The organism is Streptomyces sp. NBC_00057, from assembly GCF_045041165.1.
Lineage (GTDB): Bacteria > Actinomycetota > Actinomycetes > Streptomycetales > Streptomycetaceae > Streptomyces.
Genome location: NZ_CP108256.1, coordinates 5,601,621 through 5,627,153 on the forward strand (window position 1 = coordinate 5,601,621; position 25,533 = coordinate 5,627,153).

The window sequence follows — 25,533 nt, forward strand, 5'->3', positions numbered from 1 at the left end:
GCCCCAGCGCGGCCGTCCGCCCTGCTTTCTGGACCTGCGCTGCGGCGGAACCGGGCGGGAGCGCGGCGAACGGGGGGAGGGGTGCGGCGTGGGCACGGGGGGAACCTCCGCGGTGCAAGGGGGACCGTTCGCACAGTAGGCCCATACGATCTGCAGCCCGCGAAGCAACCCGGTGGCGCGCGCCGGTGTCCCCCATTCGCGGTAACGTGGCGGCCGAATAACGCCGCCTGGTGGGGTGCGAACCCCCGGCGCCCCCGAGGACCACCCGAGGACCACCATGTCTGCCGCGCAGCATCCCGCCGTCTCCGTGATCATGCCGGTGCTCAACGAGGAACGCCATCTCAGGAACTCCGTCCGGCACATCCTGGAGCAGGAGTACGCAGGTGAGATGGAGGTGGTGATCGCGCTGGGCCCCTCCACGGACCGTACGGACGAGATCGCCGCGGAGCTGGTACGCGAGGACCCCCGGGTCCACACCGTCCCGAACCCGACCGGCCGCACTCCCGCCGCCCTCAACGCCGCGATCAAGGCCTCCCGCCACCCCATAGTCGTGCGGGTCGACGGTCACGGCATGCTCTCGCCGAACTACATCGCGACCGCCGTCCGCCTCCTGGAGGAGACCGGTGCGCAGAACGTCGGCGGCATCATGCACGCCGAGGGCGAGAACGCCTGGGAGGACGCCGTGGCCGCGGCCATGACGTCGAAGATCGGCGTCGGCAACGCGGCCTTCCACACCGGCGGCCAGGCAGGCCCTGCGGAGACCGTATATCTTGGAGTGTTCCGCCGTGAGGCCCTGGAGAAGGCGGACGGCTACAACGTGGAGTTCATCCGCGCCCAGGACTGGGAGCTGAACTTCCGCATCCGCGAGGCGGGCGGTCTGATCTGGTTCTCGCCCGAGCTGAAGGTGCAGTACCGGCCGCGGCCCTCCATCAAGGCGCTCGCCAAGCAGTACAAGGACTACGGCCGCTGGCGGCACGTCGTCGCCCGCTACCACTCCGGCTCGATCAATCTGCGCTACCTGGCGCCGCCCACCGCCGTCTGCGCGATCGCGGCGGGCATCGTGGTCGGTGCGGCCGTCACCCCGTGGGCCTTCGTTGTCCCCGCCGGGTACGTCGCGGCGATCGTCGCCGGGTCCGTCCCGGCCGGCAAGGGCCTGTCGCTGAAGGCGCGGGCACAGATCCCGGTGGCCCTCGCGACCATGCACATGTCGTGGGGGTACGGCTTCCTGACCAGCCCGCGCTCGCTGGCGAAGAAGGTCATCGCCAGCCGTCGCCCGGCTGTCACGGTGTAGGGGCAGCCGCCGACGCGGTGTGGGGGCCTTCCGATGTGCCGGAAGGCCCCCACAGTGCGTTGTGCCCGGTCCGGAGCTACCAGCCGAAGCCCGGCTGGATTTTCATGCAGGCCGTTTCGTCGTCGCCGTTCAGGGCGCGCGCGCTCTCCGGGGTCTTCTCCTTGGCCTTGGACGCGGGATAGTCCCCGCTCTCGCGCCAGTCGCCCCCCACGGTCAGCGTGATGCCCGAGACGTCGGTCGACTTCTTCACCGCCGTGAGCGGGATGCCGAGCGCCTTGGCGACGGCCTGGGCATTGCCCTCCATGTCCACGCTGGGGAAGAGCACCCCGGTGTGCGCCGTCGCATCGGTGTTCTGTGCGTCGACCGTGGCCTGGGTGAAGCCCTTCCCGTTCAGCAGCTCCTGGACCGCCGAGGCCCGGCCCTTGACCGGGTACTCGGTGTCGGTGCGGGTTCCGTTACGGACGCTGACCGGGATCTCGGCGATGGGCGCCGTGGCCTCCTTGGCGGCCGGGGCCTTGCGCTTGGACGCCTTGCCGTCGAGCGGGATGTCGTCGCGGACCATCTGGAACAGCTGATCGGCCTCGGCGGTGGGGAGCACCCGGCCCTCGTTCGGACCCGTTCCGAGGACGTTCGGCATCGTCGTCATCGTGATGCGCTTGGTGGGCACCTTCTTGAGCTCGCCCGCGAGGTCGTACAGCTTCGTGACGCTGCCGAGGCCCTTGTCGCCCTTGTCGACCGTCAGCGCGTCGGTCGCCGCCTCGGCGAGGCCCATCAGCTTGCCCGGGTCGGTGAGCTTGGTGCCCTTGCGCAGCTCACGGACCATCGAGTTCATGTACATGTGCTGGGCGTGGGTGCGGCCGAGGTCGGTGCCGTCCTCGAAGCCGTAGCGGGTCCGCAGCCACTGGAGGGCCTGCTTGCCCTTGACCTTGGTGGTGCCCTCCTCCAGCTTCAGCCCGGAGCCCTTGCCGGTGCTCGTGTGGGAGTAGACGTTGCCCTTGACACAGACCGGGACACCGCCGATCGCGTCGGCCATCGAGACCACACCGGCGAAGTCGATCATCATGAAGTGGTCGATGGTGATGCCGGTGAGCTCGTACCAGGTGGCCACGGTGCATCCGGGACCGCCGCGGCCGAGCGTCTCGTTGGTCATCGCCAGGCCCGTGGTCGCGGGGTAGACGTGCTTCGTCTTCGGGTCGGTGCACTTCGGGATCTTCAGCAGCGTGTCGCGCGGCATGCTGATCACCGACATGTTGCTGCGGTCGGCGGAGAGATGGAGCAGCATCTGCACATCGGCCAGCGGCGGCGCCCCGAAGGTGTTCTTGCCCCCGCCGAGCTTCTGGTTCTCCTTGGAGTTCCGCGCGTCCGAGCCGATGAGCAGGATGTTCATCGGGGTCTGACCGGCGGCATTGGCCTTGTGGTCGGCCATCTTCTTGTCGCCGAGCGTCAGGTCCTCCTTCTTGAGGTTCCCGTTGAGGTGCTCGTAATAGAGATATCCGGCGCCCGCGCCGCCGACTATGAGCAGCGCGAGAACCGCAGCGCCCCAGCGCAGCGCCCGGCGCTTGCCCTTCTTGCCGTGCCGCTTGGGGCCGCCGCGCCGATGGCCGCTGTCCGCCGGGGCGGACCGTCCGCCGGAGTCCGGACCCTTCTCCGGGGCGTCCTCGTAGACCCCGTCGTCCCGGCCGAGTTGGCCGGTGTGCCGGACGCGTGGTCGCGTCCCCTCCCCGGGTGTACTGCTCCGTCCCACCAGGACCCCCCTGCTGCTCAGACTCGTGGATTGGCGCAGTGACCCGGTGTCACTTGGCGCACTCTGCCTTGTCGGCGTTTGCCTGCTGAATACCGTCCGGCACCTTCGCCGGTCCCGTGATGGGAATGCCCGCGCCCTTGAAGTCGGCGCCCAGCGTCAGCACCATCGCCTGGAGCCCCTCGGCGTCCGTGGTGCCCTTCTTCATGGCGGAGCCGGGCAGGCCCATCATGGCGGCCAGCGCACGGGCCTGGTCCGCCTGGTTCGGCGCGTACTCCAGCGTCGTCTTGTCGATCTTCGCCGGGGCGTTGGCCTTGTTCGTGGACTTGAGCACGCCCTGGTTGTTCTGCAGCCAGGCCACGGTCGTCTGCGCGGCACCGGCGACCTTGCCGCCGTTGAACACATCGACACGTATCTCGGCCGCGGCGGCCTTGGGACCCTTGAGGAGCGCGTCCTGCTTGCTCTTCGCGGCCTTCTTCTGCGCCTTCACCTCGGTCAGCGAGGTGTCCTCACGCATCATGGCGAACAGCGGTTCGGCCTTGGCCGTGTCCAGCACGACCGTGGCCTTCACCTTCTCGGCCGGGTTGTCCATGACCGGCACCGTCGTGAAGGTGATGTTCTTGGTGTCGACCTTGCCGAGTTCCTGGGCCAGCGTGGCCAGCTTCGTCACCGAGCCGATGCCGGGGTCCACGGTGAGCGCCTTGGTCGCCGCGTCCGCCAGGCTGTACAGCTTGGTCGGGCTGGTCAGGGTGTCGTTCGACTGCATCTCCCGCATCATCGAGGCGAGGAACTGCTGCTGGACCTTGATCCGGTCCAGGTCGCTCTCGTTGCCGAAGCTGTGCCGGGTCCGTACGAACGCCAGAGCTTCCTCGCCCTGGATCCGGTGCTCACCCTCCGGCAGGTCCAGATGCGAGTCCGGGTCCTTGACCGGCTTGGCCAGACAGACCTTGACGCCGCCGACCGCGGTGGACAGTTCCTTCACCGCGTTGAAGTCGACCATCATGACGTGGTCGGGCTTCAGGCCGGTGATCTCCTCGACCGTGCGCATGGTGCAGCCCGGGTTGCGGCCGTCCTGGCCGAGGCTTTGGTTGAAGCGGACGTTCTGTGTCCCCGGAATGACCTTCTCCGAGCCGTCCGGCTGCTTGGCGGTGCAGTCCGGGATGTCGGTGATCATGTCGCGGGGGATGCTGAGCGCCGTCGCGTTGGTGCGGTCCTTGGAGACATGGAAGAGGATGTTGGTGTCGGCGTGGCCCACGCTGCCCTTGTCGCCGTATCCCTCGTTGCCCTTACCGGTGCGCTTGTCGGTCCCGATGATCAATATGTCGACCGGGGCATCGGCATCGACGACGTTCTTGTTGCCGGCGCCGCCGATGTCGACGGTGCCCAGATTGCCGTTGAAGTGCTGGTAGAGCGAGTACCCGCCCACCGACAGGCCGACGAGCACGAAGGCCATCGTGCCGACCGTCCACAACAGCGCCTTCTTGCGGCGCGCCTTGGGGGCCTTGCGGCTGCGGCGGCCCGTGCTCTCGCCGGGGCCCGAACCCTCCTGGCCGCGCGGGCCATTGGCCGAACGGCGGCTTCGCTGCCCCGGCACCTCGCGGCGCGGAGCGGACCCGTGCCTGTCACGGGCCGGACCCCGGCGCTCACCACCGCCGTCACGAGTCGTGGCTCTGCGCTCGCCGCCACCGTCGCGGACCGGTTCTCTGCGACGGGGGATGCGCGGGCCCGACGCCTGGGAAGCGCCGGCCGAATCCGCTCCGGAATTATTCAGTCGCAGTTCGTAATCGCCGGTGTGCGGGTTGAGGATCCACTGGTCTGCGGGGTCGAATTCATCCGCCCGCCCACGGCTTTGCGCATCCACGGTTGCTTGAGTCCTCCGTCGGTGCCACCCGAGGCGCCTCCCCCGATCAGGCGCTCGATCTTTCGCTCCAGAAGTGCGCGGCCTGGCGGCCGGAAGCACTGGATCGCGTCACACTATCGGCCCGGTTCGGCGTCGAGCGACGAGCGTGACAAATTCCACGGTCCTTACAAGTGGTCATTCTGCTCATTACATGCCGATCACCGGCTTCTGCTTGGGAATTGCTTTACTGCTTGCACAGGTCGGCTGCCGCGTTGTTGCCCGAATAGGTCGGTGTGGGACTCGGGCCCGCAGCGTCCTGTGTATCGGTCGCGGCATTGTTTTTCCCGTTGTTCTTCCCGTCGTCACCTTTGAGCCGGTCCGCCGGGACCACGGCGACCGGAGTGTCCTCGCGCAGCCGCTTGAAAAGACGTTTCGCGTCGGGCTGGACGAGTTCGTCCCGGTTCGGGTCGGCGGCGTACGGCTGCCGGGGCACGGTCAGGAACTGCACCTTGTCGGTCGGTACTTCGCGCAGGCCGCGCACCAGCTCGTACAGGTCCTTGAGGCTGTCCAGGCCCGGGTCCGTGGTCAGTGCCTTGGTGGCCGCGTCCAGCACCGGGTAGAGACGGGTCGGATTGAGCAGGACGCCGTTGCTCTGCACCTTGTTCACCAGCGCGCCCAGGAACTGCTGCTGGCGGTCCATCCGTTCGGTGTCGCTGCCGTTGCCGATGGACTTGCGGGCCCGTACATACCCCAGCGCCTGCTCACCGTTGAGCTTCTGGCGCCCGGCTGGGAGCTTCAGATGGGCGTCGGCGTCATCGACCGGCTTCTTCAGGCAGACCTCGACACCGTGCACGGCGTCGACCATGTCCTTGAAGCCGTTGAAGTCGACGACCATCTGGTGGTCGATCCGGACGCCGGTCAACTTCTCGACCGTACGGATCGTGCAGGCGGTGCCACCGAACTCGAAGGCCCAGTTGAACTGGGCGAATTGTTTCTTCGTGGCCGTACCGTCCGCTTTGTGGCAGACCGGGATCTCCACCATCAGATCGCGCGGCAGGGACATCGCTGTGACGCTCTTCCGGTCCGCGGCGAGGTGCAGCAGGATCGTGGTGTCCGAGCGCTGGCTGCCGCCGTCGTCACGACCGTACTCACGGTTGTCGCCGGCCCGGCTGTCGGAGCCGATGAGCAGAATGTTCTCCGCGCCGTGCACCACGGAGGCGGGCCGCTCCCGCTCGTACACCTTCAGTTCGGCGGCCGCCGAGGTGTCGGTCCTGATGTTTCCGTCGAGCTTCCTGTACAGCCACCAGCCGGCGCCCGCGGAGGCCAGGACCACGAACGAGACGCCGAGCGCGGTCCAGCGCAGCCAGCGGCGCCTGTGCCCGGCGACGGGCTCCGGGGCGGCGCCGGAGCCGTCCCCGGCCTGCGACTTGCCCTTGCCCGCAGCCGAGCCGTCGGAGTCGTCGGAGTCGTCCGGCGGGCCGGCGCTTTCGCTCACGTCTGCGTCCATCCTTCACGTTCGGCGGCGCGCTGGGCCGCCGGTCGCAGGAGTAGACGGCTGAACCTCACGCTTGGTTGTGTCCCGAGTGGTCTGTACCGCCGATCATGTACCGGAGTTGACGCGCAGTCCTGAGGGCTCGACCCGGTATGGGCCGGACGAGTGGTCCTCAGGGTGCTTGTCATGCCGCGGTGTTGGTGACCCGTTCACTCTCGACGCGCTTCGCCAGACCGTCCTCGCCCAGCTGCCCCAGATGCCGGCACAGGACCACGGAGCCACCGGCCGCCAGCGGCGCGAACAGCCCCGCGCTCAGGCCTTCCCAGGTGTCGTACGTACGTCCCGTCAGCAGCCGCGACCCTGCGGTCAGGCCGAGACCGGCCGCATCCTCGCGGGCCCGCGCCAACAGTTGCGCCGCCGTCAACTCGACACCGCCCACCGCCAGCGCGGGGGCGTCCGGGTCCACGGGTGCGAACGGGGCGAACCGGTCGCCCTGGCTCGGCACCTCGACCGCGTAGTCCGCAAAACCCTCGGGTGCCTGCGGGAATCTGCCACCCAGTGGGCGCAGCGCCAGGGCGACCCGCTCGCCGCGGCAGGCGCGCGCGGCCTCCAACGTGTCCGGGCCGCTGACGACCAGGTCGGCGCCGGCCGGGTCGCCCTGCACATCGGCGATCACGCCGACCGAGGAACAGGCGAGCAGCCAGACCGCGGACTGCCAGTGCGCGGGCAGCAGAAGGGCGAGCCGGTCGCCGGGTTCCGCGGCGAGGTCGCCCTGCAGAAGGTTGGCGGTCTTGGCCACCCAATTGGCGAAGGTGGCCACCGACAGTTCGACGCGTTCTCCGGTGGCGTCGTCGTAGAAAGTGACCAAGGGGCGGGCCGGGTCCGCGGCAAGCGCGGAACGCAGCAGGTCGGCGGGGGTGCGGTCGGTGGCGTTCATCCGCGCAAGGGTACGCGGCGGTGCCGGGCCGGTTGGGGTCGACGGGCGCCGGGTGCACCGGTTCGGCAGACGGCCTGTCAATTGCGCCGAGACGCCCCGGTAGCCGGAGTTGTCAGAATGTGCCCAGGATCGTTCGTATGCGTGCCTTCATTGCATCCTCGATCGGTGTCACCTGTGCGGCCGTTCTCGTACTGCCGCCGGCCGTGCCGGCGGGCGCCGCCCCCGACACCACCACCGCCTTCGTCGAGCCGCCCGATGTGCCGGGCTCGACGCAGTCCCTGCCGCTGTTGCCGCTGTCGGCACCGTCCGGCCGGGCCACCGGCGAACCCACCCGGACCGCCGAGGTCGCCGAACAGGGGCTGTCCGAGCGCGAGGTCCGTCCCTTCTCCATGGTCGGCGTCGTCTGGGACGACGTGGACACCGAGCTCCACGGCACCGTCCAGGTCCGCACCCGTGCCATCGGCACCACCCGCTGGTCGGACTGGCAGGACCTGGAGACGCACAACGCCGAGCACGCCGCGGACCCCGGGAGCGCCGAGCGTGAGTCCGGGACCGTCCGGGGCTCCACCGCCCCCCTCTGGGTGGGCGACTCGGACGGCGTCGCGGTCCGCGTACGCCCGGAATCCACCGACCCGCAGGACCGGAACGCCCCCGCCGTACCGCTGCCCACCGGTCTGCGCCTCGAACTCATCGACCCCGACAAGGACCCGCAACCACTCCCCGCGGCGGGCGCCGAGGCCCGGGATACCGGCGACGACCGAACCACACCGCTCGACGGGAGGGTGCTCCCCGCCCTGAGCAAGGCGCAGACCGAGGCACGCAGCGAGGCGGAGGCCGGACTCGCGCCCGGCGCCCAGCCGTACATCGGACCCCGGCCGCGCATCATCACCCGCAAGGGCTGGGGAGCCGACGAGAAGCTCAGGGAGCGCGCCTTCGTGTACACCAAGAGCGTCAAGGTCGCGTTCATCCACCACAGCGCCACGGGCAACAACTACAAGTGCACCCAGGCGCCCTCCGTCCTGCGAGGCATCTACCGCTACCACGTCAAGAGCGGCGGCTTGCACGACATCGCCTACAACTTCGCCGTCGACAAGTGCGGAAACATCTACGAAGGACGTGCCGGAGGCGTGACGAAGGCCGTCCTGGGCGCGCACACGCGCGGCTTCAACAGCAACAGCACGGGCATCGCGGTGCTCGGAACCTTCACCGGTTCGAACCCGCCCGCCGCCGCGGTGAACGCCATCGCGAAGCTCACCGCATGGAAGCTCGGCCTGTTCGGAGCCAACCCGCAGGGCAGGACCACACTCGTCTCGGGCGGCGGGAACAAGTTCAAGAAGGGAAAGAAGGTCAAGCTCGACGTCATCTCCGGCCATCGGGACGGCTTCGCAACCGAATGCCCCGGAGCGCTTCTCTACAAGAAGCTCGGCTCGGCCCGGACCAGCTCCGCCCAACTGCAGGGCCGCTGAACGGAACACCGCGGAAGGCAGCTGCGGACCGCTGCGAGCTGCTGACCGGGGACGAATCGGACCGGTCTGCATACACTGGCCAGCCGAAACCAGGCCAGGCCCCACCAGGAAGCAGAGTCAGCGCTGTGACAGAGGCAAGAGAAGCGATCCTCCTGGTCGGCGGCAAGGGAACCAGACTGCGCCCGCTCACGGTGCACACTCCCAAGCCCATGGTTCCGGCGGCGGGCGTCCCGTTCCTCAAGCACCAACTGGCGCGCGCCCGGGCCGCCGGGGTCGAGCACATCGTGCTCGCGACGTCATATCTGGCGGAGGTCTTCGAACCGTACTTCGGGGACGGTTCGTCGCTCGGTCTCCACATCGAGTACGTCACCGAACGCGAACCGCTCGGCACCGGCGGAGCGATACGGAACGTGGCGTCCCGGCTCACCGCAGGCCCCGATGAACCGGTGCTCATCTTCAACGGCGACATCCTCACCGGCCTCGACATCCGGACGCTGGTCGCCTCGCACACCACATCCGGAGCGGATGTCTCCCTCCACCTCACCCGGGTCGAGGACCCGCGCGCCTTCGGTCTCGTACCGACGGACGGCAGCGGCAGGGTCACCGCGTTCCTGGAGAAGCCCGAGACGCCCGAGGAGATCGTCACCGACCAGATCAACGCGGGGGCGTACATCTTCCGCCGGTCGGTCATCGACACCATCCCGGCCGGCCGCCCGGTCTCCGTCGAGCGCGAGACCTTCCCCGGGCTGCTCGCCTCCGGCGCACACCTTCAAGGAATGGTCGACTCCACGTACTGGCTGGACCTCGGCACCCCGCAGGCCTTCGTGCGCGGCTCCGCCGACCTGGTCCTGGGCCACGCTCCCTCCCCGGCCGTCCCCGGCCGGTGCGGCGACCAGCTCGTCCTGCGGACGGCCTCCGTCGCCGCCGATGCCAAACTCAGCGGCGGTACGGTCATCGGGGAGGGCGCCCTGATCGGCGAAGGAGCCCGGATCGACGGCTCCGCGGTCCTGGCCGGCGCGGTCGTCGAACCGGGAGCCGTGATCACGGACTCGCTGGTCGGAGCCAGTGCCAGGATCGGCAGCCGTACGGTGCTGAACGGCGCGGTCATCGGGGACGGGGCCCGGGTCGGCGCCGACAACGAACTGCGCGACGGCATCCGCATCTGGTGCGGGGCGGTCCTGCCGGACGCCGCGGTGCGCTTCTCGTCCGACGAATAACCGGGCACCCGCCACTGCGCTTACCCTCGACAGGCACCCCCGACGACCGAGGACCTCATCGTGGCAGGACGATTCGCACCCCGCAGCGCCCCTCGCGCGGCCGTCCCCCACCAGGCGGCGGCTCCGGCGACGGACGCGCTGACCCGCGACTGGACCCCGCCCGGCCCGCTCGACCTGCGCCTGGTCCTCGGCCCGCTGCGCCGCGGCCCCGCCGACCCCACCTTCCGGTTGACCCGGGACGGCGCGGTCTGGCGGGCCGGCCGCACACCCGCGGGCCCCGGAACCCTCCGCGTCACGGCCCGGGGCGGCCGGATCGAGGCAGCGGCCTGGGGACCGGGCGCACCCTGGCTGCTGGACCAGCTCCCGACGCTGCTCGGCGCGACGGACGACCCGGACGCCTTCCGCCCGCGCCACCGGCTGCTCGCCCTGACCCGGCACCGCCGCCCCGGCCTGCGCCTGCTGCGCACCGGCCTGGTCATGGAGTCCCTGATCCCGTCGATCCTCGAACAGAAGGTCACCACGGACGAGGCCTACCGCGCCTGGCGCTACCTGGTCCGCGAGCACGGCACCCCGGCGCCCGGCCCCACGGACCACGCCGCGTTCACCGCCCTCGGCCTGCATGTCATGCCGGACGCCCGCACCTGGTCCCTGATCCCGTCCTGGGAATGGCACCGTGCAGGCGTCGACGCCAAACGCTCGGCCACGATCCTGCGCGCGGTACGCGTGGCCCGCCGCCTGGAGGAGGCGGCCGTCATGGAGCTCCCGGAGGCCATGGCCCGCCTGGAACTCATCCCTGGCATCGGCCCCTGGACCTCGGCCGAGACCCTCCAACGGTCAAACGGCGCGGCGGACGCGGTCACGGTCGGCGATCTCCATCTCCCCGGCATCGTCGGCCACGCCCTGGCAGGCAACAGAAACGCCGACGACGAAGAAATGCTGGCCCTCCTCACCCCCTACGAGGGCCAACGCCACCGAGCCACCCGCCTCATCCTCCTATCGGGCCACACCCCACCCCGTCGGGCCCCTCGAATGACCCGAGGCGACATCGCCCGCCTGTAACGGCAGAGGCCCCCTCAGCCCGTCCGGCGTTTGAGGACCGAGGTTCGGGGCGGAGCCCCGAGCATGCACCCAGCCCGTCCGGCGCTTGAGGTCCGGGCCCCGGGGCAGAGCCCCGGTTCACGGAAGGGGCGGGTAGAAGAAACACTCACCCCCACCACCTCACCGCACCGCGACAAACCCCTCCGCATCCCGCCCCACCCGAGCCACGGGCTGGGCCGCCGCCCGCCCCACCGCGACCGCGCCCAACGGATCCCACGACCCCGGCAGATCCAGCACCTCACGCACCACATCGCGGCAGAACATCGTCGACGACACCCACGCCGAGCCGAGCCGTTCGCCCGCCAGCGCCACCAGGAAGTTCTGGATACCCGCACCCGCGGCGACCACGAACATCTCGCGCTCCGCGGTGTCCCGCCGCTCGTCCCCGTACGTGTGGGAGCCGTCCATCACCAGACACGGCACCACCAGATACGGCGCCCGGCGCAGCACATCGCCCCGCCGCACCCGCTTCGCGATCGACTCCTCGTTCCGGCCGTCCCGGCGAAGATCCGCGATCCAGGCGTCCCGCATCGCGTCGAGAAGCCGGGTCCGCGACTCCTCGGACTCCAGCAGGACGAACCGCCACGGCGTCGTGTGATGCGGCGCCGGTGCCGTCACCGCCGCGGCCACGGCCCGCCGCACCGCCCCAGGGTCCACCGGCTCGTCGGTGAACTCGCGCACCGTACGCCGCAGGGTCATCGCTTCCCGTACCGCTTCCGACGTACCGAGCCGGAACATGTCGTCGGCCGCGACCCGCACCATCGCCCGGGCACCGCCCGCGGAATCCGACGGGTCCACGACATGACCGAGCCCCCGCACCACGGCGACCGGCAGCCCCGAAGCCTTGCCCTTGACCAGATCACCGGCCGAGGCCAGCTCATCGGCGGTGGCGACCACGGTCGCGCTCAGCGGATTGCCGTACGCATCCGTACCGCCGCGCAGATCGTCCAGCACCAGGACCCCGGCCGCCCCGATCGCGACATCGGTCAGCCCGTTGCGCCACGGGCGCCCGAAGGTGTCCGTGACGACGACGCCGACCTCGACGCCGAGGGTGTCCCGCAGCCCGTCCCGGATGGCGCGCGCCGAAGCGTCCGGGTCCTCGGGCAGCAACAGCACCGTTCCGGTGGGGGTGTTCGAGGCATCGACCCCGGCTGCGGCCATGACGAGCCCCTGCCGGTTCTCGACGATCCGCAGCGTGCCGCGTCGCGCCACCACCCGTACTGTCTCGGCGTCGATCGCCGCCTCACGGTCGGCGGCCTCGACGATCCGGCCCTCCGCCTTGGAGACGATCTTCGAGGTGACCAGCAGGACGTCGCCGTCGGCCAGCCCCGGCTCGGTGGCGGCGATCAGCTTCGCCAGATCGTCCCCGGTCCGCACCTCGGGCATCCCGGGCAGCGCCCAGACCCGGTAGGACGGCGCCGGGGAAGAACCGAGGGACTCGGCGCTCACGCCCGTACCTCCTCGGCCAGCACCAACGCCTGCTGGGCCATCTCCGCCGTCGCGTCGACATCGGTCATCATCAGCGGCACGGAACGGCAGCGGATGCCCGCGGCCTCCACCTCGTCGACCGCCCCGGCGTCCACCGTGTCGACGAGCCACCCGTCGAGCAGCCCGGAACCGTAGTGCGTGGCCACGGCCGAAGCCGTCGACTCGACGCCCACTGCGGCGAGTACCTTGTCCGCCATACCGCGCACGGGCGCGTCCCCGACGATGGGGGAGAGGCCGACGACCGGCACCCCGGCCTCGGCGATCGCCTCCCGGATGCCGGGCACGGCAAGAATCGTCCCCACCGACACGACGGGGTTGGACGGCGGGAAGAGGATGACATCGGCCTCGGCGATGGCCTCCAGCACGCCCGGCGCCGGTTTGGCCTGCTCGGCGCCGACCGGCACGATCGCCTGCGCCTCGACCGAGGCGCGCAGCTTCACCCAGTACTCCTGGAAGTGGATCGCCCTGCGCTCGCCGTCCATGTCGACCGCTACATGCGTTTCGACCCGGTCGTCCGACATCGGCAGCAGCCGGACCCCCGGCTTCCAGCGCGCACAGAGCGCCTCGGTGACGGCGCTCAGCGGATAGCCCGCGCCCAGCATCTGAGTACGGACGATATGCGTCGCGAAGTCCCGGTCGCCGAGCCCGAACCATTCGGGCCCCACGCCGTAGGCCGCGAGCTCCTCCTTGACCTGGAAGCTCTCGTCCGTACGCCCCCAGCCCTGCTCCTCGTTGATGCCACCGCCGAGGGTGTACATCACGGTGTCGAGGTCGGGGCAGACCTTCAGCCCGAACAGATGGATGTCGTCACCGGTGTTGCCGATCACCGTGATGTCCGCGTCGGGCGCGGCCTGCTTGAGGCCACGCAGAAAACGAGCACCACCGATACCGCCGGCCAGAACCACAATGCGCATGTACAGCAGTTTGTCAGGCGGGTACGACATCCATGGCCGCCGGGGCGCATTGCGCCGCGTGCATCGGCATCTCGGTCAGACCCGGGTAGTAGATGTGCAGACTGACGGCCGGTTCGAGAGAGTCGTTGACCACTTCGTGCACATAGCCGGGCGCGAAGACGCGCTGCGCGCCCGAGTCCAGCGCCCGCGTCCCGCGCTCGGTTCGCTCGGTCAACCGACCGTCCAGGACGGTCAGTACGCCGGAGGACGGACCGTGGTCGTGGCGCCCGCTGCCCTGGCCGGGCACCCAACTGAGCAGCCAGACCTCGTAACCAAGTGGGGTCTCCCCTGCTCGAGCGGAGCCGAGAGCTTGGGGAACGGCGCGCAGCCGGTGGTACCAGCGGGTGGTGGCGTCGTACCGGACGAGCGGCGCCCACTGCGCGCGGTCGGCGGCGATGCTGCGGGCGAGTCCGACGAACTCGGCCACGGTGGAGGGGTGCTCGCGGGCCGGCTGGAGGAGGTGCTGGACCTCAAGGATGTCGCCGGCGATCTGAAGGTCGCTGTCGCTGTTCATGGAAGCGGTGGTTCCTCGGCATGGGGGGTGCATGTGCGGGGTGTCTCGGAGACCGGAGAGCTGCGGAGGCGCAGAGAAGAAGCTCTACGGAGACGCTCTGCGAGAAGCTCTGCAAAGGAGGAGCTGGATCAGAGCCGGTGCCCTACGGCATCAACAGCTGTGACAGCTGGAACAGCAACAGCGCGCCTGGACAGCGGTGCGGAACCCACGGACGTGGGTGGCGTACATCGCTGCGGTCGCTGGCATGCAGTCAAGGAGACCGGCTCGATCCTCTGCTGTCAACTCAATGCCCGATTTGGGGGTAATGTTTCACCTCATCCGGTTACTGCGGACAGGGAAAGGTTTGTGTAGCCGTCGCGGTGGAGATGTGGCGCATCAACCGCGTCCGCAAACGTTGTTGAGGCCTCGTGACCCGACTGTGATCTCGATCGCTTCGGTGATCGAATCGAAACATGAGGGTGGCGCGGGTCGTCTCACTCAGTGAGAGGAGGGGGCGTGGCGAGCCCTGTGGCATATGTCAGGTTTTTGGTGATTTGCACACTTTCCGCATACCCTTGGTTCCGCAGAGTGAATACCGGGGCCAATAGCAGATCTTCGCTTGACTGGCCTGGAGCTACACACTTGTAATTTCACTCGTGTCGTTCGGCCGCAATCAGTAACGGCTGCATCACGGGGACGCAAGAGACAGACGAGGGGCGCACATGACCGAGCTGTTCCAGCAACTGCTGGTCGAGGACGCGGACGAGGAACTCGGCTGGCAGGAGCGCGCACTGTGCGCCCAGACCGATCCCGAGTCCTTCTTCCCCGAGAAGGGCGGATCCACCCGCGAGGCCAAGAAGGTCTGTCTCGCCTGTGAAGTCCGTTCCGAATGCCTTGAGTACGCGCTTTCCAATGATGAACGGTTCGGAATCTGGGGCGGCCTCTCGGAACGTGAACGGCGCCGCCTGAAGAAGGCCGCCGTCTGACCGCGGACCACCGGAACAACAGAACACCCGCATACGAAGCGCGCACCGGCCCCCCACCGGACCGCGACCGATCATGGCCCGTCGCCGGCTCCCCCCGCAGGCGACGGGCCATCGCTGTGCCCGTCGCCGCTCCATCACCGCCCCGTCGCCGCTCTCGTTCAACCGCTCGGCGGCACCGCGGTTATCCGTACCGTTAGTGTGGGGCTCCGTCCGAGACGCGCCAACGCCCCGACGGAGCGCGCGTGTACACCGATGCAGCCCCCGGGGGGACGCCCCCCGGACCCGGCCGGAGGGCCCGTACCTCGATGTCCGTGCACAGCCAATCGACGGCGCCGTACGCGGCTGCCGCCGCCCCAGAGTTCCCCCGGCATGTCGTCACCGCCGTGCTCGTCTCCCATGACGGCGCGCGCTGGCTGCCCGACGCGCTCGCCGGGCTGCTCGGGCAGGAACGCCCCGTACAGAACGTCGTCGCCGCCGACACCGGCAGCGCCGACGACTCCGCGCGGCTGGTCACCGAGGCGCTCGGCGCCGAACGCGTCCTGCACCTCGCGCGCCGTACGAGCTTCGGTACCGCCGTCGACGAGGCGACCCGCACGGCCGGCCTCCTCACCCCCGAGGACCTGCCGTACCTGAAGCGCCCCAGCAGCTGGGACCCCGTCAGCAGGTCCTGGCGCGACGACGCGTACGACCTGCCCGAACTGCCGCACGGCGAACCTGTGCAGTGGCTCTGGCTGCTCCACGACGACTGCGCACCCGAACCCGACGCGCTCGCCGAGCTGCTGCGCGTCGTCGACACCGACCCGCACGCCGCGATCGTCGGCCCCAAGCTCCGCGGCTGGTACGACCGCAAGCAACTGCTCGAAGTCGGCGTCTCCATCGCCAACAGCGGTCGCCGCTGGACCGGACTCGACCGGCGCGAGCAGGACCAGGGCCAGCACGACCAGGTCCGTACCGTGCTCTCCGTCTCCACCGCGGGCATGCTGATCCGCCGTGACATCTGGGAGGAGCTCGGCGGGTTCGACCGTAGGCTCCCGCTGATGCGTGACGACGTCGACCTGTGCTGGCGCGCGCACACCGCCGGACACCGGGTGCTCGTCGCCCCCGACGCCGTCCTCAGGCACGCCGAGGCCTCCGCCCGCGAGCGCCGCCCCATCGACTGCGCAGGACGTTCGGTCGCCTCCCCGCACCGTGTCGACAAGGCCGGCGCCGTCTACACGATGCTGGTCAACGCGCGCGCCAAGGCCCTGCCCTGGGTGATGCTCCGGCTTGTCCTCGGCACCCTGCTGCGTACCCTCGCCTATCTCGTCGGCAAGGTGCCCGGCCAGGCCCTCGACGAGGTCGCCGGGCTCTTCGGCACCCTGCTGCGCCCCGGGCGGATCCTCTCGGCCAGGCGCAGCCGCGGCAAGGGCGCCGTCGACCAGGCCGAACTGCACGGCCTCTTCCCGCCGCCCGGCGCCACCGTCCGTGCCACCGTCGAGCAGGTCGCAGGAAACTTCGGCGACGGTTCCGATGCCGACTCGGGCGGCTCACGGCACGGTGCCGTGGAGTCCGGTCCCGGTGGCGACGACGCCGACTTCCTGGAGATCGAGCAGTTCGCACGGCTGAAGCGGATCGGGCGCAAGCCGGGCCCGGTGCTCTTCGCCCTTCTGCTGCTCGTCTCGCTCGTCGCCTGCCGCAGCCTGCTCGGTGGCGGAGCGCTGGCGGGCGGCGCACTGCTGCCCGCGCCCGCCGACGTCTCCGACCTGTGGGGCAAGTACGCGGACGGCTGGCACGCGGTCGGTACCGGCGGCACGCAGACCGCACCGCCCTACCTCGCCGTCATCTCGGCCCTGTCCGCGCTGTTCCTCGGCTCGACCGGTTTCGCGCTCACTCTGCTGCTGGTCTGCTCGGTCCCGCTCGCCGGGCTCACCGCGTACTTCGTCTCCCGGCCGCTGCTCGAATCAAGGCTGCTGCGGGCCTGGGCGAGCATCGCGTACGCCTTCCTGCCCGCCGCGACCGGCGCACTGGCGACGGGCCGCCTCGGCACCGCCGTACTGGCCGTCCTGCTCCCCCTGATCGCCCGCGCCGCCGTCTCCGCGCACGGCATGCGCGCCGCCGGCGACGCCCGCGGCAGCTGGCGCGCCACCTGGGCGTACACCCTGCTCCTCACCTTCGCGATGGCCTTCACGCCCATCGTCTGGCCGATCGCCGTGGTCCTCGGCATCGGGGTGCTCGCACTGCGCCGCGACGACATCGCCGCGTACGGGCTCCGCTTCCTCGCCGCGATCGGCACCCCGCTGCTGGTTCTCGCGCCCTGGTCGCTCTCGCTCCTCACCAACCCGTCCGGCTTCCTGAAGGAGGCGGGCCTGGACATCGATACGGGCACGGCCTCCGCACTCGACCTGCTAGGCATCAGCCCCGGCGGCCCCAAGGCCGCGGGCGGTGTGCTGCTGCTCGGCATCGTGTTGGCCGCGCTGGCGGCGCTGCTGCGCGGGGAGCGGCAGTTCGCGGTACGCACCGCGTGGGCGGTCGCGCTCGTGGCACTGGTCTTCGCCGCTCTCGCCAACGGCTCGGGCTGGGCGGGCCCCGCCACCCTCGTCTACGGCATCGCACTGATCGTCGCGGCGCTGGTCGGCGCGGACGGCGCCCGGGTGCGCGTCGCCGAGCTCAGCTTCGGCTGGCGCCAGCCCGTCGCCGCACTGATCGCTCTCGCCGCGGGCCTCGCCCCGGTGGTGGCCGCCGCCGGCTGGATGATCGGCGGCGCCGCGGGCCCGCTGGAGCGCCGCGACCCGGTGCAGGTGCCCGCATTCGTCGCGGAGGAGAGCACCACCCGCGACCAGCCGCGCACCCTGGTCCTCGGCGGCACATCGCCCGCCGCTGTTTCGTACACCCTGGTGCGCGGCTCCGGCGCGCGGCTCGGTGACGCGGAACTGGTCGAGGCGGGCGGCAGCAACAGCCACCTCGACAAGGTCGTCGCCAATCTGGTCGCGGGCTCCGGCGCCGACCAGGGCAGCCAGCTCAGCGGATTCGCGATCCGTTACGTACTGGTCCGGGACGGCGCTCCGAAGGAGATGAGCCGGGTCCTCGACGCGACCCCGGGCCTCAGCCGGCTGAGCCAGCTGGACGGCAGTGCGCTGTGGCGGGTCGACCGGCAGGTCGCCCGCGTCATGATCATCCCGTCCGGCGCCGACGACGAACCGCTGCCCGTGGGTTCCCTCCCCGTCGAGGCGCACACAAAGATTCCGGCAGGCGGCTCCGGCCGGGTGCTGCGGATCGCCGATGCTGCCGACCCCGGTTGGGAGGCCACGCTCAACGGGCGCGCCCTGACCCGGAAGACCGTCGACGGCTGGGCCCAGGGCTTCGAGCTCCCCGCCGAGGGAGGCACCCTGGACCTCACGTACAACACCCCGCTCACCCACACCGCCTGGATCTGGGCCCAGGCCGCGCTGGCCGTGGTCCTGGTGGTCCTCGCCCTGCCCGGCCGCCGCCGGGAGATCGACGACGACCTGCCCGAGGAGGACATGGCAGTCCCCGCGGAGCCGGTCGCGGGCGAGGGGCGCCGGGCACGCAGGCTGCGCGCGGCCGCCCAGGCGGAGGCGGAGGCCGAGTCGGAGCCGGGCGGGAGCGCCGAGGAGTCGGCGGGGGAGTACATCCCCGCACAGCAGACGGCCGAACCGCATCCGCAGCAGACCGACGACCAGGAAGTGTTCGCCCCGCAGGCCGACAGCGGTCAGTACCCGGCGGTGCCGCAGCAGCAGTACGGCGAATGGGACGCGCAGCAGTACCGGGGCGCCGACTACCAGCAGTACCAGGGCGAGCAGTACCAGGACGACCAGTACGGCACGCAGCAGGAGCACCGGGCGACCGCCGACCCGTACCAGCAGAACGCCTACGACCCGTACGGCTACGCGCAGCAGCAACAGCAGTACGACCCGCAGGCCCAGTACGCCTCCCACCCCCCCCAGTACGACCCGCAGGCTCCGTACGACCCTCAGGTCCACTACGGCCAACAGGGCGGCCAACAGGGCCAGTACGACCCGCAGAACCCCGACGAGAACCCCGTCCCGGGCCAGAACCCGTGGCCGACCGGTAACGCATCGCGAGGCGAGTCCGAGTGAAGTCCACCAGCCTGTCCCTCATCGCGGGCACCGTCGCCCTCGCCGCTGTCACCGGCTTCGCCGCGCTCACCGCGCCCGGCGACGGGGGCACGACGGAGGCGAAGGCCGCCACCCGGCTGCCGGTGGAACGGTCCAGCCTGCTCTGCCCGGCGCCCGGTCTCTCGGACCTCGCGGAGACGACATACACGTCGTTCACCCCGGCGGGCGGCAGCGGCGGGGAGGCCGGTACGGCCGAACTGAAGGAGTCCACGTCCACGACGGCCGACGACGCCACGGGCAAGGACGGGAACAAGGAGAAGAAGGACAAGGCGAAGGCGGATTCCGGAAAGCCGGTCGTCTCCCTCAAGGAGCCCGGCAAGCCGGCCACCGCCGACGAGTCCGGCGCCGACGCCCCCGCGCTGGTCGGCACCGCCACCGGCCGCCTGGCCCCTGGCTGGACCACCCAGCAGACCACCACGGTCGAGGCGGGTGGCGCCCGCGGCCTGCTCGGCGTCAGCTGCACCGGACCCGACACGGACTTCTGGTTCCCGGCCGCGAGCACCGCGAAGTCCCGCGAGGACTACGTCCACCTCACCAACCCGGACGACACCGCGGCCGTCGCCGACATCGAGCTGTACGGACCGGACGGCACCCTCAAGTCCGATGTGGGCGAGGGCATCACGGTGCCCGCCCGGTCCAGCGTCCCGGTCCTGATCTCCACGCTGACCAGCGCGGTGGCCGAGGACGTGACCGTCCACGTCACCACCCGTACCGGACGCGTCGGCGCGGTCGTCAGGACCGCGGACGAAGAGACCGGCAGCGACTGGCTGGCCGCCTCGACCGACCCGACGGGCACCCTGGTGCTCCCCGGCATCCCGGCGGACGCCACCTCGGTCCGTCTGGTGGCCTTCGCACCCGGCGACGACGACGCCGATCTGAAGGTGAAACTGCTCGGCAAGACCGGTGCGATCTCCCCGGCCGGACGCGAGGACCTCTACGTCAAGTCGAGGATGACCGCGGGCATCGACCTGAAGGACATCACCAGGGGCGAAGCCGGCTCCCTGCTGCTCACCCCGGCCCAGGGCGGAAAGGGCACCCCGGTGGTGGCCGCGTTGCGTGTGGTCCGCGGCAAGGGCGACGCGCAGGAGGTCGGCTACATCCCGGCGACCGGCCCGGTGGGTGCACAGGCGACCGCGGCCGACAACCGGGCCGAGGGCTCCACCCTCTCGCTCACCGCGCCGGGTGCCACCGCCACCGTGAAGGTCACCGCCTCCGCGGGCAGCGAGGGCGGCGAACAGACCGTCAAGACTTACACGGTCAAGGGCGGTACGACGCTCGCGGTCACCCCGCCCGTACCGTCCGGGCTCAAGGGCGGCTACGCGCTGACGGTGGAGACACAGTCGGGCGGCCCGGTCCACGCCGCACGCACGCTCGCCCTGCCGCAGGACGGCATCCAGATGTTCACCGTGCAGACCCTGCCGGACGACGGCGGAACGGTCGAGGTGCCCGCGGCCGAGCAGGACCTGTCGGTCCTGGACGACTGAGCGGGCGGGCGGTACGGGTGGGACCGGGCGCCGGGCCCGCTCGTACCGCCGCTCCTACTCCTGCCCGTACCGCGGATCGACCGACTCCGGCGAAAGACCGAGCAGGTCCGCGACCTGCTCCACCACGACCTCGTGCACCAGCAGGGCGCGCTCGTCGCGGCTCTTGGTGCGGATCTCGACGGGCCGCCGGTAGACGATGACCTGCGCGGGCCGGTCCTTCTCCGCCGAGACCGCACGCCCCAGCGGTACGGTCTCCTCCTGAGTCCCCGGCACATCGAGCACCATGAAGTCGACATCGGCCAGCTGCGGCCAGCGCCGCTCCAGCCGTTCCACCGAATCCTGCACGAGATCACGGAAGTTCTCCGCCCTGCTGGCCGAGAGCGGCACCTGGGGCGGGGCGACGGGCCCGCGCATGCCGCGGCCATGGCGGTCACGACGGCGTGGGCGTGGCTCGGACGGCTGGGGAGGTACGGGACTGTCCATCACTGACGCAGGGTAACTCTCTGCGGCGCAGGTGGATCGCTGCTCCCTGACAGGGCATCGGCATGTCCAATCCTGAACAATCCGGCCAAACGGGAGCCCGTTTCAGGCCCAGCTCCTGACTATTGATCTCCTGCTGAATGACAGCTTTTGTGCCGAGTGGTGACCGGAATCGTTGCCGATACGGTCTGCGCCTCCGGGTTCCTCCGCAGGTCGGAAGGACTGCCCGGAAGGAGGTTGTGCCGGAGGTCACAGGGCGACACGGTGGGGTGACCTGAGGGAGAGTCGTCGCAGCCCGCTCAAGAGTGCGGTACCGTCCAACATCGTGAGCCCTGTACGTCGCTGTTCGCGCACCGCGTGCGGCCGCCCTGCCGTCGCGACACTGACGTACGTCTATGCCGACTCGACTGCGGTCCTCGGCCCGCTCGCCACCTACGCCGAGCCCCACTGCTACGACCTCTGTGCCGAGCACAGTGAGCGGCTCACCGCACCACGTGGCTGGGAGGTCGTCAGGCTCTCCGACCCCTCCGCTCCCACGCGCCCCAGCGGCGACGACCTCGAAGCGCTTGCCAATGCCGTACGGGAAGCGGCGCGGCCGCACGACCGCGGAGCCGACGGCAGGGGCGGCGGCCCGCGGACCGCGGACCCGATGGAGGTCGCTCGCCGCGGCCATCTGCGGGTGCTGCGCTCACCGGACTCCTGAGCACGCCGTGCCGTTCGGCGCGTCCCGCCCGTGATCTCCCGTTCAAGTTTCCGTGTACGGGTCATTGACCCAAACTTGTCGTGGACACGACTATTTCCTCGCTCGTGAGAATCAGCTTTCCGCATCACGGAATCCGGGGAGGCCTGTGTGTTTGTCCAGCAACTCGAACTCGTAGCCGATTCGCTCGTCCTGTCCGCTCGGGTCGCGGCGCTCCCCCTGGTCACCGTGCTGGTGCTGCTCGGGGCGGTCCGGATGCGGGCACACCGCGCCGGACTCATCGGCCTTGCCGTCGCGGTCGTCGTCGGCTCGCTCGCGTACGGCATGCCCCTCGGCCAGACCCTCTCCGCAGGCGCCCAGGGCGTGCTCTTCGGGCTCTTCCCCATCATGTGGATCGTCGTCAACGCCCTCTGTGTGTACCGGATGACCGTACGTACCCAGCACTTCGACATCCTCCGCCGCTCCTTCGGCAGGCTCTCGGACGACCCTCGCATCCAGGCGCTGGTCATCGCCTTCTGCTTCGGTGCGCTCCTCGAAGCTCTCGCCGGATTCGGTGCGCCCGTCGCGATCTCCTCCGTGATGCTGGTGGCGCTCGGCTTCGACCCCGGTGAAGGCGGCCGTCGTCTCGCTCGTGGCCAACACCGCGCCGGTCGCGTTCGGTGCCATGGGCACCCCCGTGGTGACGCTCGCCCAGATCACCGGGCTGCCGCTGGACGATGTGGCCTCCGTCGTGGGCCGCCAGACCCCGCTGCCGGCCCTCCTCGTACCCCTGATCCTGGTCTTCCTGGTGGACGGAAGGCGCGGGCTGCGCGAGACCTGGCTGCCCGCACTCGTCTGCGGAGTCGCCTTCGCCGCGGCCCAGTTCGCCGCGTCCAATTACGTCTCCGCCCAACTCGCGGACATCGCCGCCGCGCTCGTGGGTGCGGCAGCGCTGATGGCCGTCCCCGGGGTGCGCAGGCCGGCCGAGGAGCCGGTGCGCACGACAGTCCTGACAGGCGTACGGAGTGAGGACCTCGATCACGAGGACCCGCACCGCGAGGTGCTGCGCGCCTACGCCCCGTACGCCCTCATCGTCGCCGTCTTCTCAGTCGCCCAGATCCCGCCGGCCAAGGAGTTGCTGGCCGAGGCGACCCGGGTCTTCGACTGGCCCTTCCTCGCTGTCGCGAACCCGGCGGGCAAGCCGATCGGCGCCAACCTCTTCACGCTCCCGGCCATCGCCACCCTCGTCCTGCTGGCCGGCCTGGCCACCACCGTCGTGCTCCGCGTACGGCCCCGGGACGCGGCGCGCGAGTGGGCGGGCACGGTGCATGAACTGCGGTACGCGATTCTCACCGTGACCTCCGTACTGGCACTCGCGTACGTCATGAACCTCTCCGGGCAGGCCGCCACGATCGGCCAGTTCGTGGCCGCGGCAGGTGCCGGACTGGCCTTCCTCTCGCCGGTGCTCGGCTGGTTCGGCGTCGCGGTCTCCGGCTCCGACACCTCCGCGAACGCCCTCTTCGGCGCACTCCAGGTCTCGGCGGCGCGCGAATCGGGCCTCTCACCGGAGCTGCTGGCCGCGGCGAACAGCTCCGGCGGGGTGCTCGGCAAGATGGTCTCCCCGCAGAACCTGACGATCGCGTGCGCGGCGGTCGGCCTGGCCGGACGCGAGGGGGATCTGCTGCGCAAGGTGCTTCCGTGGAGCCTGGGACTGCTGCTTGTGATGTGCCTGATCGTGCTGGCACAGAGCACGACGGCGTCGGGCTGGATGCTGCCTTGAGCGGCACGGCACTCAACCCGGCCCGGCAATGAGGACAAGCGGCAACCGGCCGCCCCCGGTCTCCGTACGCACAGCCGGGCAACCGCACAGCCGTAAGACCCCACGGCCCGCCCGAACGGCCGCCGGGTAGTTTGGGCGGTCCGCAGAAATCTCAGGAGGACCGGCCCGTGGCTGCTGATCTGTCGCAGATCGTCAAGGCGTACGACGTGCGCGGAGTGGTGCCCGACCAGTGGGACGAATCGCTGGCCGAGCAGTTCGGGGCGGCGTTCGTCGAGGTGACGGGTGCGGACGCGATCGTGATCGGCCACGACATGCGGCCCTCGTCGCCCGGTCTCTCGGGAGCCTTCGCACGCGGCGCCGCGGCGCGCGGCGCGGACGTCACACTGATCGGCCTCTGCTCGACCGACCAGCTGTACTTCGCCTCCGGCAGCCTCGGTCTCCCCGGCGCGATGTTCACCGCCTCGCACAACCCGGCGCAGTACAACGGCATCAAGCTGTGCCGGGCGGGCGCCGCACCCGTGGGCCAGGACACCGGGCTCTCCGAGATCCGCGCCCTGGTCGAGAAGTGGTCCGAGACCGGCACACCGCCACCGGCCGCCACCCCCGGAACCGTCACCGAGCGCGAGACGCTCCCCGACTACGCCGCGCACCTGCTGTCCCTGGTCGACCTCGCATCGATCCGCCCGCTGAAGGTCGTCGTCGACGCGGGCAACGGCATGGGCGGCCACACCGTCCCCGCCGTCTTCGCGGAGCTCCCCGTCGACCTCGTGCCGATGTACTTCGAGCTCGACGGCACGTTCCCCAACCACGAGGCCAACCCCCTCGACCCGAAGAACCTCGTCGACCTCCAGGCCCGCGTCGTGGCCGAGGGCGCCGATCTGGGCCTCGCCTTCGACGGCGACGCCGACCGCTGCTTCGTCGTCGACGAGCGGGGCGCGGGCGTCTCCCCGTCCGCGATCACCGCCCTGGTCGCGGCCCGCGAACTCGCCCGTAACGGCGGCAAGGGCACCGTCATTCACAACCTGATCACGTCCCTCTCGGTCCCCGAGGTCGTCCGCGAGAACGGCGGGACCCCGGTCCGTACTCGCGTGGGCCACTCCTTCATCAAGGCGGAGATGGCCGAGCACGGCGCGATCTTCGGCGGCGAACACTCCGCGCACTACTACTTCCGCGACTTCTGGAACGCCGATACGGGCATGCTTGCCGCGCTCCACGTCCTGGCCGCGCTGGGCGGCCAGCCGGGCACACTGTCGGAACTGGTCGCCCAGTACGACCGCTACACCGGATCCGGCGAGATCAACTCCACGGTCGCCGACCAGCCGGGCCGCACGGCAGCGGTATGTGAATCCTTCGCACCCCGCGACGGTGTCACGACCGACGACCTGGACGGCCTGACGGTCACGGGACCGGACTGGTGGTTCAACCTCCGAGCCTCCAACACGGAGCCTCTGCTGCGCCTGAACGTCGAGGCCCGAGACGAGCAGACGATGACGGCGGTACGGGACGAGGTGCTGGCACTGGTCCGGGAACGGGCCTCGTAGGGAGTCCGGCGGTTCCGCCCTGCCCAGCGCTTCCGGCCCGCCCGGCAATGTCAGCCCCTCCGGCGTTTGAGGAGCGGGGTCCGGCCCGGGGCGGTTCGGGAAGGGGTGGGTAGGGGAACGGCCCCGCCGCAGGCGCCCACCCCGGCCCGGGCCGCGCCCCCCGTACCCCGGCGGTAGGCTGACGTCGCCCGATCCGCGCGAACCCGAACCGCTTGTTCGAATGCTTGAAGGGACTCACCCCATGCCGCTCGAAGCCGGCCTTCTGGAGATCCTCGCCTGCCCGGCCTGTCACTCTCCGCTCGACGACCGGTCGGCAGCGGACAGCCCTGAGCTGGTCTGCACCGGCACGGATTGCGGCCTGGCCTACCCGGTACGGGACGGCATCCCGGTCCTCCTCGTCGACGAGGCCCGCCGTCCCGCGTAACGGCATT

The 25,533-nt window shown here is 70.5% G+C and carries 18 protein-coding genes and 1 pseudogene; 11 read left to right on the forward strand and 8 right to left on the reverse strand.

Annotation, left to right across the window (positions count from 1 at the left end; translation table 11 throughout):
- The first annotated feature begins 277 nt into the window (after positions 1-277).
- Positions 278-1,291, forward strand: coding sequence for a glycosyltransferase family 2 protein (locus OG953_RS26420; RefSeq protein WP_405687340.1), 1,014 nt, complete (start codon positions 278-280; stop codon positions 1,289-1,291).
- 76 nt (positions 1,292-1,367) lie between these two features.
- On the opposite strand, the gene OG953_RS26425 is transcribed toward OG953_RS26420, so the two are convergent.
- The 4 genes from OG953_RS26425 to OG953_RS26440 form a co-directional block, all read right to left on the reverse strand.
- Positions 1,368-3,035 (reverse strand): LCP family protein, encoded by a 1,668-nt coding sequence (locus OG953_RS26425; protein ID WP_405687341.1) that lies wholly within the window; start codon positions 3,033-3,035, stop codon positions 1,368-1,370.
- A gap of 49 nt (positions 3,036-3,084) precedes the next feature.
- Positions 3,085-4,893, reverse strand: a complete 1,809-nt coding sequence (locus tag OG953_RS26430) for an LCP family protein (protein WP_405687342.1) — start codon at positions 4,891-4,893, stop codon at positions 3,085-3,087.
- A 223-nt stretch (positions 4,894-5,116) separates the two neighbouring features.
- The gene (locus OG953_RS26435) at positions 5,117-6,379 is read right to left on the reverse strand and encodes an LCP family protein (protein WP_405687343.1); all 1,263 of its coding nucleotides are present in this window, start codon (positions 6,377-6,379) and stop codon (positions 5,117-5,119) included.
- A gap of 169 nt (positions 6,380-6,548) precedes the next feature.
- Positions 6,549-7,301, reverse strand: a complete 753-nt coding sequence (locus OG953_RS26440) for a TIGR03089 family protein (protein WP_405687344.1) — start codon at positions 7,299-7,301, stop codon at positions 6,549-6,551.
- 137 nt (positions 7,302-7,438) lie between these two features.
- On the opposite strand from OG953_RS26440, the gene OG953_RS26445 reads away from it, so the two are divergent.
- The 3 genes from OG953_RS26445 to OG953_RS26455 all read left to right on the forward strand — a co-directional run bounded on the left by OG953_RS26445 (position 7,439) and on the right by OG953_RS26455 (position 11,043).
- Positions 7,439-8,767, forward strand: a complete 1,329-nt coding sequence (locus tag OG953_RS26445) for a peptidoglycan recognition protein (RefSeq protein WP_405687346.1) — start codon at positions 7,439-7,441, stop codon at positions 8,765-8,767.
- Positions 8,768-8,892: 125 nt separating this feature from the next.
- Positions 8,893-9,984: a sugar phosphate nucleotidyltransferase gene (locus OG953_RS26450; RefSeq protein WP_405687347.1), complete on the forward strand. Its 1,092-nt coding sequence runs from the start codon at positions 8,893-8,895 to the stop codon at positions 9,982-9,984.
- A 60-nt stretch (positions 9,985-10,044) separates the two neighbouring features.
- The gene (locus OG953_RS26455; RefSeq protein ID WP_405687348.1) at positions 10,045-11,043 is read left to right on the forward strand and encodes a DNA-3-methyladenine glycosylase family protein; all 999 of its coding nucleotides are present in this window, start codon (positions 10,045-10,047) and stop codon (positions 11,041-11,043) included.
- A gap of 159 nt (positions 11,044-11,202) precedes the next feature.
- Here OG953_RS26455 and OG953_RS26460 read toward each other — a convergent pair whose 3' ends face one another.
- Genes OG953_RS26460 through OG953_RS26470 form a run of 3 tightly spaced genes read right to left on the reverse strand, consistent with a single transcriptional unit; the run spans position 11,203 to position 14,037 of the window.
- Positions 11,203-12,531 (reverse strand): coenzyme F420-0:L-glutamate ligase, encoded by a 1,329-nt coding sequence (locus OG953_RS26460; protein WP_405687349.1) that lies wholly within the window; start codon positions 12,529-12,531, stop codon positions 11,203-11,205.
- On the reverse strand, positions 12,528-13,484 hold the full coding sequence (gene cofD / locus OG953_RS26465; protein ID WP_405687350.1) for a 2-phospho-L-lactate transferase: 957 nt from the start codon (positions 13,482-13,484) through the stop codon (positions 12,528-12,530). The genes OG953_RS26460 and cofD overlap by 4 nt, the downstream gene beginning before the upstream one ends.
- Positions 13,485-13,497: 13 nt before the next feature.
- Positions 13,498-14,037, reverse strand: coding sequence for a cysteine dioxygenase (locus OG953_RS26470; protein ID WP_405687351.1), 540 nt, complete (start codon positions 14,035-14,037; stop codon positions 13,498-13,500).
- 701 nt (positions 14,038-14,738) lie between these two features.
- Here OG953_RS26470 and OG953_RS26475 point away from each other — a divergent pair.
- The 3 genes from OG953_RS26475 to OG953_RS26485 all read left to right on the forward strand — a co-directional run bounded on the left by OG953_RS26475 (position 14,739) and on the right by OG953_RS26485 (position 20,622).
- Positions 14,739-15,002: a WhiB family transcriptional regulator gene (locus OG953_RS26475; RefSeq protein WP_030927001.1), complete on the forward strand. Its 264-nt coding sequence runs from the start codon at positions 14,739-14,741 to the stop codon at positions 15,000-15,002.
- A gap of 305 nt (positions 15,003-15,307) precedes the next feature.
- The gene (locus OG953_RS26480; protein ID WP_405687352.1) at positions 15,308-19,099 is read left to right on the forward strand and encodes a glycosyltransferase family 2 protein; all 3,792 of its coding nucleotides are present in this window, start codon (positions 15,308-15,310) and stop codon (positions 19,097-19,099) included.
- Positions 19,096-20,622 carry a DUF5719 family protein gene (locus OG953_RS26485; protein ID WP_405687354.1) on the forward strand — a complete coding sequence of 509 codons (1,527 nt, stop codon included), beginning with the start codon at positions 19,096-19,098 and terminating at the stop codon, positions 20,620-20,622. The genes OG953_RS26480 and OG953_RS26485 overlap by 4 nt, the downstream gene beginning before the upstream one ends.
- Positions 20,623-20,676: 54 nt before the next feature.
- Here OG953_RS26485 and OG953_RS26490 read toward each other — a convergent pair whose 3' ends face one another.
- On the reverse strand, positions 20,677-21,105 hold the full coding sequence (locus OG953_RS26490) for a metallopeptidase family protein (protein WP_405687356.1): 429 nt from the start codon (positions 21,103-21,105) through the stop codon (positions 20,677-20,679).
- Between the two features lie 322 nt (positions 21,106-21,427).
- Here OG953_RS26490 and OG953_RS26495 point away from each other — a divergent pair, with 322 nt between their 5' ends.
- The 4 genes and pseudogenes from OG953_RS26495 to OG953_RS26510 all read left to right on the forward strand — a co-directional run bounded on the left by OG953_RS26495 (position 21,428) and on the right by OG953_RS26510 (position 25,526).
- Positions 21,428-21,805: a DUF3499 domain-containing protein gene (locus tag OG953_RS26495; protein WP_405687357.1), complete on the forward strand. Its 378-nt coding sequence runs from the start codon at positions 21,428-21,430 to the stop codon at positions 21,803-21,805.
- Positions 21,806-21,952: 147 nt separating this feature from the next.
- Positions 21,953-23,561, forward strand: a pseudogene (locus OG953_RS26500) (L-lactate permease).
- Between the two features lie 167 nt (positions 23,562-23,728).
- Positions 23,729-25,102 (forward strand): phosphomannomutase/phosphoglucomutase, encoded by a 1,374-nt coding sequence (locus OG953_RS26505; protein ID WP_405687359.1) that lies wholly within the window; start codon positions 23,729-23,731, stop codon positions 25,100-25,102.
- A gap of 241 nt (positions 25,103-25,343) precedes the next feature.
- Positions 25,344-25,526 carry a Trm112 family protein gene (locus tag OG953_RS26510; RefSeq protein ID WP_030927015.1) on the forward strand — a complete coding sequence of 61 codons (183 nt, stop codon included), beginning with the start codon at positions 25,344-25,346 and terminating at the stop codon, positions 25,524-25,526.
- Positions 25,527-25,533 lie beyond the last annotated feature (7 nt).

Coding starts and splice junctions, on each gene's coding strand:
- OG953_RS26420 (WP_405687340.1), top strand. CDS start 278: ATGTCTGCCGCGCAGCATCCCGCCGTCTCCGTGATCATGCCGGTGCTC.
- OG953_RS26435 (WP_405687343.1), bottom strand. CDS start 6,379: ATGGACGCAGACGTGAGCGAAAGCGCCGGCCCGCCGGACGACTCCGAC.
- OG953_RS26440 (WP_405687344.1), bottom strand. CDS start 7,301: ATGAACGCCACCGACCGCACCCCCGCCGACCTGCTGCGTTCCGCGCTT.
- OG953_RS26445 (WP_405687346.1), top strand. CDS start 7,439: ATGCGTGCCTTCATTGCATCCTCGATCGGTGTCACCTGTGCGGCCGTT.
- cofD (WP_405687350.1), bottom strand. CDS start 13,484: ATGCGCATTGTGGTTCTGGCCGGCGGTATCGGTGGTGCTCGTTTTCTG.
- OG953_RS26470 (WP_405687351.1), bottom strand. CDS start 14,037: ATGAACAGCGACAGCGACCTTCAGATCGCCGGCGACATCCTTGAGGTC.
- OG953_RS26475 (WP_030927001.1), top strand. CDS start 14,739: ATGACCGAGCTGTTCCAGCAACTGCTGGTCGAGGACGCGGACGAGGAA.
- OG953_RS26480 (WP_405687352.1), top strand. CDS start 15,308: ATGTCCGTGCACAGCCAATCGACGGCGCCGTACGCGGCTGCCGCCGCC.
- OG953_RS26490 (WP_405687356.1), bottom strand. CDS start 21,105: ATGGACAGTCCCGTACCTCCCCAGCCGTCCGAGCCACGCCCACGCCGT.
- OG953_RS26510 (WP_030927015.1), top strand. CDS start 25,344: ATGCCGCTCGAAGCCGGCCTTCTGGAGATCCTCGCCTGCCCGGCCTGT.